Origin of the sequence: Nocardioides sp. B-3 (assembly GCF_024703895.1) — a bacterium.
Lineage (GTDB): Bacteria > Actinomycetota > Actinomycetes > Propionibacteriales > Nocardioidaceae > Nocardioides.
In genome coordinates this window covers 2,285,847-2,298,531 of record NZ_CP087968.1, presented here as the reverse complement: position 1 = coordinate 2,298,531, position 12,685 = coordinate 2,285,847, and the positions used below count along the sequence as shown (strand labels likewise).

The window sequence follows — 12,685 nt, the reverse complement described above, 5'->3', positions numbered from 1 at the left end:
TGTTGCGTCCTTGACGGCGATGGAGCACCTGCTTGGCGAGACATTTCAAATATGCGTGAGCCCTCGCGGCAGGTCGGCTTCTATTCGTGACTCCCGCGTTGGACCGCTGGTGACGGCGGGGCGAGGACCTATTCGTACTCAATCAGCGCTTCCTGATGAGCCCGGGATCGGAAACCGCCCTCGCTGAACGGGAGGTAGTAGGAGCCGGCCGGGAGATCGTCAGCGAGCGATTCAACCATCGGTACCGTCAGTCGACCTTCGCGGATTGCCTGACACAGCAGTGGGAGAGTCGCCGTGACCGGGATGCCTTCCGCCTCAGCAATCGCCCGAGGCGCGCCGTCGTCTAGGACGGTCTCGAAGCCGCGGGTCTTTCCGAGGGCCAGAACACCGCACTCGCCTCGGTTCTGCTCGCCGACCGCAAGTCGCTCTTCATACCTTGCAAACGCCATCAGAAAGTCGAGATCGTCACTGCGATCGACCCGGATCCAGTCCGCATCGAGCACCTGATGTAGGGCAGGTAGCTCGTGAACTTGTCTCTTAAGCTCGTACTCGACGCTCTCCGGGATGATTGCTCCGCGCTCTGCGGTGAGGAACTTTAGGACACCCAACCAACCTTGCACAGCAAAGTGACGAAGAGGCCCGGTGTCGAACACGAACGCCTCGGAGGACTGTGTCACGACACAAAGTTCCAGATTTCGTCTTCACGTCGTGGCCGGAGCGGGGGCAGATCGTCCTCAGCAAAAGTGCCGTGAAGAAGTTCCAGTGCACGCTCCTGGCTGATCTGCTCGTCGTGGAAGCTTCGAAGAACTGCCTTCTGGTAGGGCACCGGCAAACTCGTTCCTCCCATGTCCGTTGGAACGTAAAGCCCGAACTCCACAATGTCGGCCCGCGTCGTCGTGGTGGCACGGATCAGGAATGCCGCGTCCCGGTCGACTAGGCCCAATTCCTCAAGTCGCCGGGCGAGGGTGCCCATGTCGACACGGAACTCGCTGGCGATGAGAACACTGCGCTCTCGAAGATCTCGCGCCTCGCTCTGCGCCCATGCCGCCTTCACTCCCGGCTCGGGCAAGAGCAGTGACCTCGCAAACCGGTCAAGGCGCGACTCAATATCTCCACCGTGCTGATCCGAGACTCGCCAATCGACGACATACTCGTCGGCGACGAGATAATGGCCCAGTTCGTGAGCGAGCGCGAGCCGCCGACGGCCGACCTTATTGTGGCTGTTGACTAAGCTGACCCCACCTTGGCGCAGCTGGATCGTTCCTGCATCGGCAGTGTCCACCCCAAGGTCTCGAGAGAACACCAACAGGCCAATCGAGGCAGCCCTGTCAACCAGATCGTGGGCAGGCGCCGAAGCGCCCAGACCGAGCAGTTCCCGTGCTTGGATCGCCAATTGGTCGGCGTCCGTCAAGCTGTCCGGTCGTGGCAATGCCTCAAGTTGACTCGCTGGCAGCCCGAGTTCGCCTGCGGCCAGCGACTGGACCAACTCGACATCTACCGCGAGTCCCGCCAGTAGCCGATCGATCTGTGAGTCAGCAATGTCCGGGCCCCGGCTGGATCGATGTGACACGAGCGCGGAGGGTGGCTCGGAGAGAAACGACGACATGCGTTCCCCAAGAACAGATGCGATGTCGGCAAGTTCGAGGGCGGCCACTTTTCGGACGCCGCCTTCAATCTTGTTTACAGTCGTCCGCTCAAGGCCAACCAGCGCTGCTAGCTCGCCTTGCTTCAAGCCCGCGCGCTCACGAGCCTCTTTGATCCGGGCGCCCAACGCCTTCTCACCGAACTCAGCCATGTGTGCGAGTTTCGCACACCAAGCACGCGTACATCTACAGGTTCCACAAAAGCGGCTGGGAGGTTGACGACAACGGTGAGACCGGCGTGGACCTCGTGGCGGCGACGAAGCCCGTGTCGCTATGCCTACGGTGAGGACAGCGGGGGCGCGTCCAACCGCGACGTCCGCACCGGTCGCGATGGGTCCCCAAGTCGCCCCGAGCCGCCGAGCCGCACCCACCAACCACGGCCCCGGGACCGCATTCCGCGACTCACGCTGCCCGGCAGAGCAGCGAGATGCGACGTTCCCGCCACGCCTCGCTACGATGTGGGCTGCTGTCCCCCAGAGAGGCCCCTCGTCTGTCATGACCACCACCCACGCCGACTACCAGCTGAGTCAGCTCGACCAGCTCGAGGCAGAGTCGATCCACATCTTCCGTGAGGTCGCCGCCGAGTTCGAGAAGCCGGTTCTCATGTTCTCCGGAGGCAAGGACTCCATCGTCATGCTGCGGCTGGCGGAGAAGGCCTTCTACCCCGCCAAGCTGCCGTTCCCGCTGCTCCCGGTCGACACAGGCCTCGACTTCGACGAGGTCCTCTCGACCCGCGACAACTGGGTCGACCGCCTCGGCGCTCGGATCCACATCGCCAGCGTCGACGACGCGATCGCCAACGGCGTCGTGATCGACGACGGCAAGACCTCGCGCAACCGCCACCAGATCGGCACCCTGCTCAACGCCATCGAGGAGAACGGCTTCACCGCCGCCTTCGGTGGCGGTCGCCGCGACGAGGAGAAGGCCCGCGCCAAGGAGCGCGTCTACTCCCCACCGCGACGAGTTCGGCCAGTGGGACCCGAAGATGCAGCGCCCCGAGCTGTGGAGCCTCTACAACGGCCGCATCCACGCCGGTGAGCACATGCGGATCTTCCCTCTGTCCAACTGGACCGAGCTCGACATCTGGCACTACATCGACCGCGAGCAGATCGAGATCCCCTCGATCTACTTCGCCCACGAGCGCGAGGTCATCCTCCGCGACGGCATGTGGCTCTCGCTCTCCGACGCCGTGCAGCCCGTCGGCAACGAGAAGGTCGAGACCAAGATGGTCCGCTTCCGCACGGTCGGCGACAAGTCGCAGACCGGTTGTGTCGAGTCGACTGCGTCCACCACTGCCGAGATCATCGACGAGATCGCCATCGCCCGGGTCACCGAGCGCGGCGCGACCCGAGGCGATGACCGGTTCTCGAGGCGGCCATGGAAGACCGCAAGAAGGAAGGCTACTTCTGATGGGCACCCCCCAGACCTCCTCTGACCACGGTCAGATGGATCTCCTCCGCTTCGCCACCGCCGGCTCCGTCGACGACGGCAAGTCCACCCTCATCGGTCGCCTGCTGCTCGACTCCAAGTCGATCTTCGAGGACCAGCTCGAGGCCGTCGAGGCCTCGTCGGTCTCCAAGGGCTACGACTACACCGACCTTGCGCTGCTGACCGACGGTCTGCGTTCCGAGCGCGAGCAGGGCATCACCATCGACGTGGCCTACCGCTACTTCGCGACGCCCAGCCGCAAGTTCATCATCGCGGACACCCCCGGCCACATCCAGTACACCCGCAACATGGTCACCGGTGCCTCCACCGCCGACCCGGGCCTCGTGCTGGTCGACGCCCGCCGGGGCCTGACCGAGCAGTCGCGTCGCCACGCGGTGCTCCTCTCGCTGCTCCGGGTCCCGCACCTCGTGCTCGCCGTGAACAAGATGGACCTCGTCGACTGGGACGAAGCGGTCTACGAAAAGATCCACAAGGAGTTCACCACCTTCGCGACGAAGCTGAACATCCCCGACCTCGAGGTCATCCCGATCTCGGCGCTCCCGGGGGTGACAACGTCGTGACGCGCAGCGAGAACACCCCGTGGTACAGCGGCCCCACGCTCATGCACCACCTCGAGCACGTGCACGTGGCCTCCGACCGTGACCTCGTCGACGTCCGCTTCCCGGTCCAGTTCGTCGTACGCCCCAAGTCGGACGAGTTCCACGACTACCGCGGCTACGCCGGCCGGGTCGCCGGTGGCGTGCTCAAGCCCGGCGACGAGGTCGTCGTCCTGCCCAGCGGCATGACGTCCAAGATCCGGGGCATCGACCTCTTCGACGAGGAGGTCGCCGAGGCGTTCCCGCCGATGTCGGTGACGGTCCGCCTCGAGGACGACGTCGACGTCTCGCGCGGCGACATGATCGCTCGCGTCAACAACGCGCCGAAGCCCAGCCGGGACATCGACGCGATGGTCTGCTGGATGACCACCGAGCCGCTCAAGCCGCGTCAGAAGCTCCAGATCAAGCACACGACGCGTACGGCGCGGGCCATGGTCAAGGACATCCAGTACCGCCTCGACGTGAACAGCCTGCACCGCGACCGGGACACCAAGGAGCTCGGTCTCAACGAGATCGGCCGCATCCAGCTGCGCACCACCGTGCCGCTGCTGTGCGACCCCTACTCGAAGAACCGCACCACCGGCTCGTTCATCCTGATCGACGAGGCGACCGGAGTCACCGTTGGCGCCGGCATGATCAACAGCGCCAGCTGACCCAACCGGTACGCCGCGCGGCGGTCACCCTTCCGGGGTGACCGCCGTTCTGCATTTCGGGCTCTTCACAGATGAGGGTGTAGCCGCTGCTGTGGGCCGGTGGCGGGATAGGCGTCGAGGTCTCCCGATGATGGAGGTTCCTACGCCGCCCATCCAGAAGACCTCGACATGCCTGACGCTACCTTCGCGCGCCCTGACCTGACCACGTTCTGCCGACTCGAGGAGCTCGGCCTCGGAAGTCACCGGACAACGCCTCGAGCCCGACCGGGCGGTGCTCGCGTGCCGGGTCCTCGAGCCCGACCAGTGGTGCCGTCGCTGCGGCTGCGAGGGCGTGCCGCGCGACCCCGTGATCCGTCGTCTAGCCCACGAGCCGCTGGGCTGGCGACCAACGACGCTGCTGGTCACGGTGCGCCGCTACAGCTGCACCGGTTGCCGACATGTGTGGCGCCAAGACACCAGTCGCGCGGCCGAGCCCGGGGGCGAAGCTGTCGCGCCGCGGGCTGCGGTGGGCGTTGGAAGGGATCGTGCGTCAGCACCTCACGGTCGCCCGCATCGCCGAAGGTCTCGGGGTCGCGTGGAACACCGCCAACGACGCCGTCCCCGGCCGAGGGCAAGCGTGTTCTGATCGATGACCCCGCCCGGCTCGACGGCGTGAGCGCGATCGGCGTGGACGAGCACGTGTGGAGACACACCGGGCACGGCGACAAGTACGTCACGGTGATCATCGACCTGACCGGGATCCGTGACGGCACCGGCCCAGCGCGGCTGCTGGACATGGTCGAGGGACGCTCCAAACAGGCGTTCAAGACCCGGCTGGCCGATCGCGAGCAGTCCCGGCGCGACCGTGTGGAGGTCGTCGCGATGGACGGGTTCACCGGGTTCAAGACCGCCACCACCGAGGAACTGCCCGACGCGGTCGCGGTGATGGATCCGTTCCACGTGGTCCGTCTGGCCGGCGACGCGCTGGACCAGTGCCGCCGCCGGGTACAGCAGGCCATCCATGGGCACCGCGGCCGCAAGGACGACCCGCTCTACCGTGCACGCCGGACGCTGCACACTGGCGCCGGCCTGCTCACCGACAAGCAGCACGACCGCCTAAACGCCCTGTTGGGGGTCGAGGACCACGTCGAGGTCGAGGTGACTCGGTGGATCTACCAGCGCATGATCGCCGCCTACCGCGAGCCCGACCGGCCCAAGGGCCGCGCGCTGATGGTCAAGCTGATCGAGTCGATCAGCCACGGCGTCCCGGCCGCGCTGAGCAGAGCTCGTCACGCTGGGACGGACCCTGAAGAAGCGCGCCGACGACGTCTTGGCCTACTTCGACAGACCCGGCACCAGCAACGGACCCACCGAAGCGATCAACGGCAGGCTCGAACACCTCCGCGGCTCTGCCCTCGGATTCCGCAACCTCACCAACTACATCGCCCGATCCCTGCTCGAGTCCGGCGGCTTCAGACCCCGACTACACCCCGGATTGTGAAGAGCCGCCATTCCTGAGAAGCAACCACCATGTGAACACAATGAAAATGTTCTCAATTCGAAGCAAGATGCTCTCCGATACAGAATAACCGAGCACTGCCGTCACAAACGACAGTTCGAGATACTTCTGGTTTTTTACCATCACATTCACCTGCCGAGGCAACCCAGAAGCAAAAGAGCAGGAAGATTGGAACCCCGCATCCCACTAATAGGTGAAGGTACGAGTTGTCAACGTTCTCCACAAAAAGATTTTGCTTGACGCTTGTCGAACTAAGTAGATCCCAGCTGCTTACTTGGTCAAGGAAGGCTGCATAAAAGCGAGGGCGGTAACTCAAGAGCGCGTTCAAATCGCGCTCTTCTGAGTTACTCATGATCCAAAGCGAGACACTGAGGAAGACCCCCGGCGTCAACATGAGGACCTGGGGAACGAACGGTACTCTTGCAAGGTTCGGCATCAGGTAGGCAAGCACCGTAAAGGAAACGAGTGCGTAGAACCCTCCGCGCCCGTCGGTGGTAGTGAAGAAGTAGAAGCCGACAGCAACGACCACCCCCGTCACGAAGTGGCGAAATCTCAACCTGTACTTGTGCACGTAAAAGATGCACAGCGACCCAGCACTGAAGACCACGTTCATGAAGAACGGTACAGAGGCAACGCCGTATGTCGTCCGTTCCCTCAGGTCGATCACCGAGTTATGGGTCATGCCTGTCTTTAATAAGAGAAAAATGAGGACAAACGACACAAGAGCAGATCGCACGGCGAGCCGATCCACGATACGCTCAGGCAATGAGCAGAGAGTTGGGATGAGAACCGGGACAAAGATCATTGAAAGCTGATCCGGATTGGCCCGAAGAGCCATAAGCGACATGCTCAACATGATCGTAAGCACGAGCCACATCGGAATAACGGTTCTGCCCAGCAACATCGCGACGACAATCAGGCAGAGCACCCCCACCCGAACGACGTTCTTGGCGGCCGGCGCTTCGATCCAAATAGTCTGAATAAGGACCGCGTTCACAGCGAGAGCGTACAAACTCACCACGACGATAAACGCCATGCTCTTGTCGCCGAGCCAGACTCGTGTCCCGTTGCGATCCTTGCGGATCGCCCCTGAACGGAGTGCCTCACTTGCCACGCGCATCCCTTGACGGTAGAAGCTACGGCGCTCGGTGGCGCCTCGGCCCGATCTTCTGGTCAGCCGGCCGGCTACCCGCATGCTCCCTTATAGGACTAGCCTCGGCCAAGTAGCAGGCCGACTGAGGCGCGCGCATCGCCAGCGCGGGGCGACATCGCGGATGCGGATCGGTAGGGCGACGACGGGGGCGACGGCAGTCAACCAATAGCCAACCGTCGACGCCCAACTCAGTCCGAGTGCTCCATGCCTCGGGCCTAGAGCAAAAAGCAGACCAATTCCGGCGGCGAGTCCCGACACCGGGCGGCTGTCATGATCCAGCCTCGACCCAGAGCCGTATGGGCAGACGCGGCGACATATCCCACGACAACGCCGACAGAGCCAACCAACGACACCCACGCAGGAGCGACTGACTCAGCAAACTCAGTGCCAAACACTAGCGGGATGAGCGCGGGACTCACTACACCCATCAGCAGTGCGGTCATCGTGGACACGGCGAACGCAGCTCGAACCACATTTGCTACGTGATGGTTACGTACGTCGCCTCGAGCCATTGCGATCCGCTTGAACGTCGTGGAAGCGAGCGCCTGCCCCAACGCGAACGGAACGAGAGACAGCGTGGCCGCCACCGCGTAGTAGCCCGCTTGGGCGGCACCCACCACCGGCAGCGCAATCGCTTGGTCAAGCCTGTACGACGCGGCCTCGGCCATCTGGCTTCCCGCAAAACGGATTCCCTCCCGCAGAACCCGTTGCGGCGAGTCAGCTGGCCCCCTTAAGCCCACCGGAATCAGCCACGAAGTAAACGCGAGCGTCGCCACCGAACCTACGAGGTTTGCACCGATCGCATAGCCCACGCTGAGACCGCCTACCATCCCCCCGACGGCGATAAGCGCGACGTAGATCAATATTGGCAACAAATTAGTCACGGCGAATGCGCCGTTCCGGCCCTGCGCAATCAGCACGTTCGCGTTGCAGATCCAAAGGATCGAGAGCGAACTGAGAGAAGCCGAGATCAGAAATGTGGTGCCGCTTGCAGGACCTAAGTCCCCGAGGAAAACAGAGCGGGAGCCGAGTGCAACGGATATCGCAATGGGCGTAAGCAACACTGCGATCGCCCGCGCTGCTCGTATCGATTTGGCCGGGTCCCCCGACTCCACGGCGAGTCGCCTGACCACCAGCGGCACCCCAAGGCCAAGAACCAACGGCAACAACCCGGTCAGCGCGAGGGCCGCGGACGCCTCTCCCCGGCCAGCCGGCCCGAGCCCGCGCGCCGGGAAGAGGGCGCTAACAAGACCAAGACACGCACTGACCAACCTACTCAACGCAACTGCGACCGGCCGGTCGAGAATCGAGCGGGCATGGGTGAGGAAATTCACCGCTCGACGGCGTTCAGGACACGTTGGGTGTTCCGCCACGACAGGTCAGTCATCATTTCAGCCCGAGAACGGAGTTTGCTCTCTGAAGACCTCAGCGCGATCTCCGAGGCAGCGATCAACTCGGATGCCGACACGTCGAATGGCGTCAACCCGTCCCCCCAAGTCTGGAGGTAGGCGGTCAACTTGCTTATTCGGTCCAATGCAACATGCGGTACCGCGTACGCCATCGCCGTAATCGCGCCGTGCAGGCTTGACCCGATGAAGAGATCGGCTCCGGCTATGTTCTGCGCAATTTGTCGAACGTCGAGGCCGTCGCTCAAATCGCATTCGATCCCCTGCTCGTGAAGCCGTCAGCGCGATTGTCCGAAGGGCGAGCTGATCCCCGTGCCCGCCAGCCAGTCCGATCGGAAGAAGTACCACGCGGTCGAACCCTTTGGAAATTTCCACGAGAGGCGGTACTACATCACGGCTGCCCCAAAGCCACTGTTGCGAACACTGGAAGACCACAGTCCTTTCCGGAGGCGCCTGTTCGAACTTCCACATCCGGCCAAGGATCGCCACCGAATCCGGGGCCAGTTCGGCTCTGACCCCGTTCCGGCGTAGAGCAGCTTGTCCAACTTCGTCCCGGACACTCACGAACGAAGCAGCGCTGAGGGTGGCTATGACAGACCGCAAAGCTGCACCGTGCAGATTCTCAACCGACGAGGCCCCGACGGCATTCACACTGATACTTGTCCTCGATGCGAGCGAGGCAGCGGGCACGTACGGGCTAGGCCAAGTGCCTCGGAGGAGTTGGCGAGAGGCATAGCCTGCAACTCGCTCGCCAAACAACTTCCGGCATGCCCGGAGCGCAAGATCGGCCGGGTACGGCGCGAAGTTAATCAGCGCCCGGCTCCAAGTGGCGCTCAACAACTCGCCACCCCCCGAGGATCAGTCCGTCCCGGGCCTCCGTTCGTTCTCGTTCCGCTGACCGAACGCTCGCAACAGGCACCCCGCCTCCCGCTCGCATATCTGCGTCCACGACGGCCAGATGGCCGATCGGCTCGGACCATCCCTCGGCACTGCTGACGTGGTCCGGGACCAGTGGAAAAAGCAGGTCGCCGTAGTTGAACCGGTCGTAAGCCCCCACGGAGACCACATTCGTAGTCCGAACCGCGCTAAAAATTTCACCGTCAGGCCTCATGCCCGATCCCCTTTTCGTCCTCGTGATTTGGGCAAGCAGCGTTGGGAAGACTTGACCCCTGTTTACGCGACGGCGGCTCGGCCACGGGCTCTGTCACAACCTTCGCCTGCGTGCAGCATGATTCTTGGCGCGCCGCCGAACCGCGAGAATCGAACCGGCGAAGGCCAGCGCGAGGCTGCGAAGGTGTGGATACGACCAGAAGAGGGCGCCGTGCGCGTCAGCCACCGAAGCAACCTCAAGCCCGCCACCAGACGACGGCAAGGTCGCCTCGAGGTAGGCAGTTCCGTGGCCTGCGTCGGGTTCGAGGTACGCACCTTCGGCCCATTCGTTCCATGCATTGACGAAGACCAGACCGCGATCTGCTCTTGCCGCAGCCTCGCGCCGACGAGCTGCCTTGAGCCAGTTGCCGTACTTCATCGGCGTCGAGCCCACGTAGACAGTGGCGTTCTCCTGCCGGCGGGCCGTGTTATCCCAGCCCGGCGCGACCGCGGGGTACCGCACGAAGTCAACCGCGGGGCGCCCCTGAGTAGTACTCCACCAATCGATCGTAGGACATGAGCCGACCACGGAATCCCTTGGAGAGGCCCCGGATCGGACGCTTGTGGGCCGTGCGAAACGTGTTGGCGCCAACCGGCGGAAACTCAGCCACTGCGTCAAACCCGAGCGGTTCCGGAGTAAGGCCCGGGGTGGTTTCCGTGGCGACGAGGTGCAGCCCACCCAAACCGGCAACTACAGCGAGTTCGCGAAGGCGGCGCGCGAAACCGTCGGGGTTCGGGATCAAGTCGGCGCGATGCACGACCAGTACAGGCAACCCGTCCTGACGCAGATAGTGCGGAGCACGGAAGTGCGGAAGAAGGTCCGCGAAGATCTCATCCTCGAACTCGGGAAGGTAGCCCTGCGGCATAAGCACGTCGCGCTCCTTGCCGTCCCACCGACGGGTCCACGCCTCGTTCGCCCACGAGAGGCAATACGGGAGCTGGTCAGGGTCATCGCGCCAGAGATCGATCGGCTGTTCCAAGAGCCGGCGTCCGTTGAACCAGTAGAAGTACATGCAGAACGCGTCAATCCCGTACTTCCCGGCCAAGAACGACTGCTCATCGTGGACCTGCCGATTGAGGAGGTTGTACTCGCCCATCTGGCCGGCCTTGCGGGGGTGGTCATGGCCAACGAACTGGGGTTGTGCCCCACGGACGTTCGACCACTCGGTGAAGCCTTCACCCCACCATTCGTCGTTCTCTGGGATGGCGTGGAACTGGGGGAGGTAAAAGGCGATCGTCTTCATGCGAAACTCCCGAAACTCAGCGGCTGGCGGCCGGGCCGACCGGCTTCCAAAGGTGGTCAGTCAGACGGGCGAGACCGGCGCGGTCGAGGGTCGCGTCCCTGCGGCCTGCCCCGTAGCGCCGTCGGAACAACTGCGGGAACTGCGAGTAGAACGTCCGCATCGAGTTCAACTCAGCCTTCCAAGCCCAGAGCGCGGGTCCTGTCGTGGCGCGCTGCCAGTCGTGCAGCCACCGGACACGCGGGTCAAGCGCGACCGCCATGCCCTCACGCCGGGCCCGCAGGCCAAATTCGTGGTCCTCGTAGTAGAGAAAGTAGCTGTCGTCCCAGCCGCCAAGAGCGCGCACCGCATCTGTGCGGCCCGCAACCACAGCGCCCATTGCCCACGCGATGTACGTGGGCACGGCCAATCCAGTGCGGGCATATTCGTCGCCTTTTTCTGACTCGGGCTTCGCGCGATTGCGGACCTTCGCGGAGAGGTAGGGGATGCCGCGGGCGTTGGCCTGCTCGGTACCATCAGGATTGAGCAGTTGAGGGGCAGCGAGACCACCACCTCGCTCGATCGTCTCCTCCAACGAGGCGTGCCAGTCGCTCCCGGAGACTGTCACATCGGGATTCACGAAAGCGACGTACTCCGTGTCAACCGCCGCAAGGCCGAGGTTATTACCGTGCGAGAAGCCACGGTTGCCGCCCGACTCGATAACCGGGTCAGCGACCTCGCGCGCCCTCGCGACCGTGCCGTCGGTCGAACTGTTGTCAACGACGATCCAACGGTAGTCGCGTTCTGCCGAGCCTGCCCTTCCGTTCGGGAATCAGATGCTCAAGGCTGTTATGTGTCACCGTGATGACGGTCCGGGAACTCACTGCCGTTTCCCCTCCGGGTCAAGTGAATCGGCGGCTCGCGTGGCGGGCGATTCGTCAAGATGGGTGCCTCGAGGCTCGCGCCAGACGCATGCGCCGAGGAAGAGCGCAGACACCCGGGCGAGCGGCGCACGTCGAAGAACAATGGCGACTACGAACTGCGCAACAAGGCCAACTGAGAGGCGACCCCGGGCACTGGACCGTAAGCCGCGGTTCGAGCCCACGAGGTTCCGCCTCGATCAGCACCCGGGCCATGGTCACGCGCCATCCCCATCGATGCGCCGAGAGATACAGAAGCATCCCGTGGCTCCCGCTTCGCTCTCGCAGCGTTTGGGCACGCCACCCAAGCCGGCTGCCTCGCTCCTCGCCGAGAACGTTGGCGCCATGTTGAACGTAGTCCTGAAGCGCGTCATTGACGATGACGAGGCGGCCTACGCCCGCGGCAACCATGCCGAGCCAATGGTCGTGATACGCGGCGTCCGTCGGTTCGGGGAATGGGAGCGATCGCCGAACGACGTCGCCGCGGAAGACAGCGAAACTGCCGGTCACCTTGTTGTCCAGCAGGAGGCCGAACGGTCCGGGGTCGCAACGACGAGTCAACCCCAACTCAACACCGGAGTCGTTGACCAACCGTGCCTGCCCGGACACCGCAGCAACATCGTCGGCCGCGAACTCCGCTACAAGTCGTTCCAGCTTGTTCGGATGCCAGAAGTCATCCTGATCGGCGAGCGCCACCCAAGCCGCGCCCGGGTCTACTGCAGCCACGATCCGCTCGAAGTTTCGATAGAAACCGATGTTCACCGGAAAATGATGGATAGCGAACCTGTCGTCGAGCCCAACGATCTCGATGACCAAGGCCAGCGTGTCCGCGTCGGCGCCGTCTATTCCGACGTGACACGTCCAATTCTGCCAGCGACTGGTCTGCAATTGAGGTGAGTTGCGTCCTGAGCAACCGATGATTCGGGCGGTATACAGCAACACAGATCGCTCCGTGTTGATCCGTCCTCGCATCCAAAGTTTCGAACTCCGAGGGGGAA

At 63.5% G+C, this 12,685-nt stretch carries 11 protein-coding genes and 2 pseudogenes; 4 read left to right on the top strand and 9 right to left on the bottom strand.

Annotated elements, in window-relative coordinates; all coding sequences use genetic code 11:
* Positions 1-128: 128 nt before the first annotated feature.
* The gene (locus LP418_RS15160) at positions 129-677 is read right to left on the bottom strand and encodes a nucleotide-binding protein (protein WP_257952698.1); all 549 of its coding nucleotides are present in this window, start codon (positions 675-677) and stop codon (positions 129-131) included.
* Positions 674-1,795, bottom strand: coding sequence for a helix-turn-helix domain-containing protein (locus LP418_RS15155; protein ID WP_257952697.1), 1,122 nt, complete (start codon positions 1,793-1,795; stop codon positions 674-676). The genes LP418_RS15160 and LP418_RS15155 overlap by 4 nt, the downstream gene beginning before the upstream one ends.
* Positions 1,796-2,138: 343 nt before the next feature.
* Here LP418_RS15155 and cysD point away from each other — a divergent pair.
* The 4 genes and pseudogenes from cysD (at position 2,139) to LP418_RS15140 (ending at position 5,821) form a co-directional block, all read left to right on the top strand.
* Positions 2,139-3,053 (top strand): annotated as a pseudogene (cysD, locus tag LP418_RS15150) (sulfate adenylyltransferase subunit CysD).
* A 35-nt stretch (positions 3,054-3,088) separates the two neighbouring features.
* Complete coding sequence (locus LP418_RS33540; RefSeq protein ID WP_442939918.1) at positions 3,089-3,652, top strand: GTP-binding protein; 564 nt, start codon at positions 3,089-3,091, stop codon at positions 3,650-3,652.
* Positions 3,649-4,341 (top strand): elongation factor 1-alpha C-terminal domain-related protein, encoded by a 693-nt coding sequence (locus tag LP418_RS33535; protein WP_442939917.1) that lies wholly within the window; start codon positions 3,649-3,651, stop codon positions 4,339-4,341. Before LP418_RS33540 ends, LP418_RS33535 begins: the two co-directional genes overlap by 4 nt.
* A gap of 168 nt (positions 4,342-4,509) precedes the next feature.
* Positions 4,510-5,821: pseudogene (locus LP418_RS15140) on the top strand (ISL3 family transposase).
* Between the two features lie 52 nt (positions 5,822-5,873).
* On the opposite strand, the gene LP418_RS15135 reads toward LP418_RS15140, so the two are convergent.
* The 7 genes from LP418_RS15135 to LP418_RS33530 form a co-directional block, all read right to left on the bottom strand.
* Positions 5,874-6,953 (bottom strand): hypothetical protein, encoded by a 1,080-nt coding sequence (locus tag LP418_RS15135; RefSeq protein ID WP_257952696.1) that lies wholly within the window; start codon positions 6,951-6,953, stop codon positions 5,874-5,876.
* A 254-nt stretch (positions 6,954-7,207) separates the two neighbouring features.
* Entirely contained in the window at positions 7,208-8,326 is a 1,119-nt protein-coding gene (locus LP418_RS15130) for a lipopolysaccharide biosynthesis protein (protein WP_257952695.1), read from the bottom strand.
* The gene (locus LP418_RS15125) at positions 8,323-8,646 is read right to left on the bottom strand and encodes a polysaccharide pyruvyl transferase family protein (RefSeq protein ID WP_257952694.1); all 324 of its coding nucleotides are present in this window, start codon (positions 8,644-8,646) and stop codon (positions 8,323-8,325) included. The genes LP418_RS15130 and LP418_RS15125 overlap by 4 nt, the downstream gene beginning before the upstream one ends.
* A 956-nt stretch (positions 8,647-9,602) precedes the next feature.
* Complete coding sequence (locus LP418_RS15120) at positions 9,603-10,010, bottom strand: glycoside hydrolase family 99-like domain-containing protein (protein WP_257952693.1); 408 nt, start codon at positions 10,008-10,010, stop codon at positions 9,603-9,605.
* Positions 10,011-10,014: 4 nt separating this feature from the next.
* Positions 10,015-10,791, bottom strand: coding sequence for a glycosyltransferase WbsX family protein (locus tag LP418_RS15115; protein ID WP_257952692.1), 777 nt, complete (start codon positions 10,789-10,791; stop codon positions 10,015-10,017).
* Positions 10,792-10,807: 16 nt separating this feature from the next.
* Entirely contained in the window at positions 10,808-11,554 is a 747-nt protein-coding gene (locus LP418_RS15110; RefSeq protein WP_336276083.1) for a glycosyltransferase, read from the bottom strand.
* 151 nt (positions 11,555-11,705) lie between these two features.
* Positions 11,706-12,659, bottom strand: coding sequence for a glycosyltransferase (locus LP418_RS33530; RefSeq protein WP_442939916.1), 954 nt, complete (start codon positions 12,657-12,659; stop codon positions 11,706-11,708).
* Positions 12,660-12,685 lie beyond the last annotated feature (26 nt).

What these genes read in the sequence shown, in the direction of transcription:
- LP418_RS15155 (WP_257952697.1), bottom strand. Translation starts at nt 1,795, where the DNA reads ATGGCTGAGTTCGGTGAGAAGGCGTTGGGCGCCCGGATCAAAGAGGCT.
- LP418_RS33540 (WP_442939918.1), top strand. Translation starts at nt 3,089, where the DNA reads ATGGATCTCCTCCGCTTCGCCACCGCCGGCTCCGTCGACGACGGCAAG.
- LP418_RS15115 (WP_257952692.1), bottom strand. Translation starts at nt 10,791, where the DNA reads ATGAAGACGATCGCCTTTTACCTCCCCCAGTTCCACGCCATCCCAGAG.
- LP418_RS33530 (WP_442939916.1), bottom strand. Translation starts at nt 12,659, where the DNA reads ATGCGAGGACGGATCAACACGGAGCGATCTGTGTTGCTGTATACCGCC.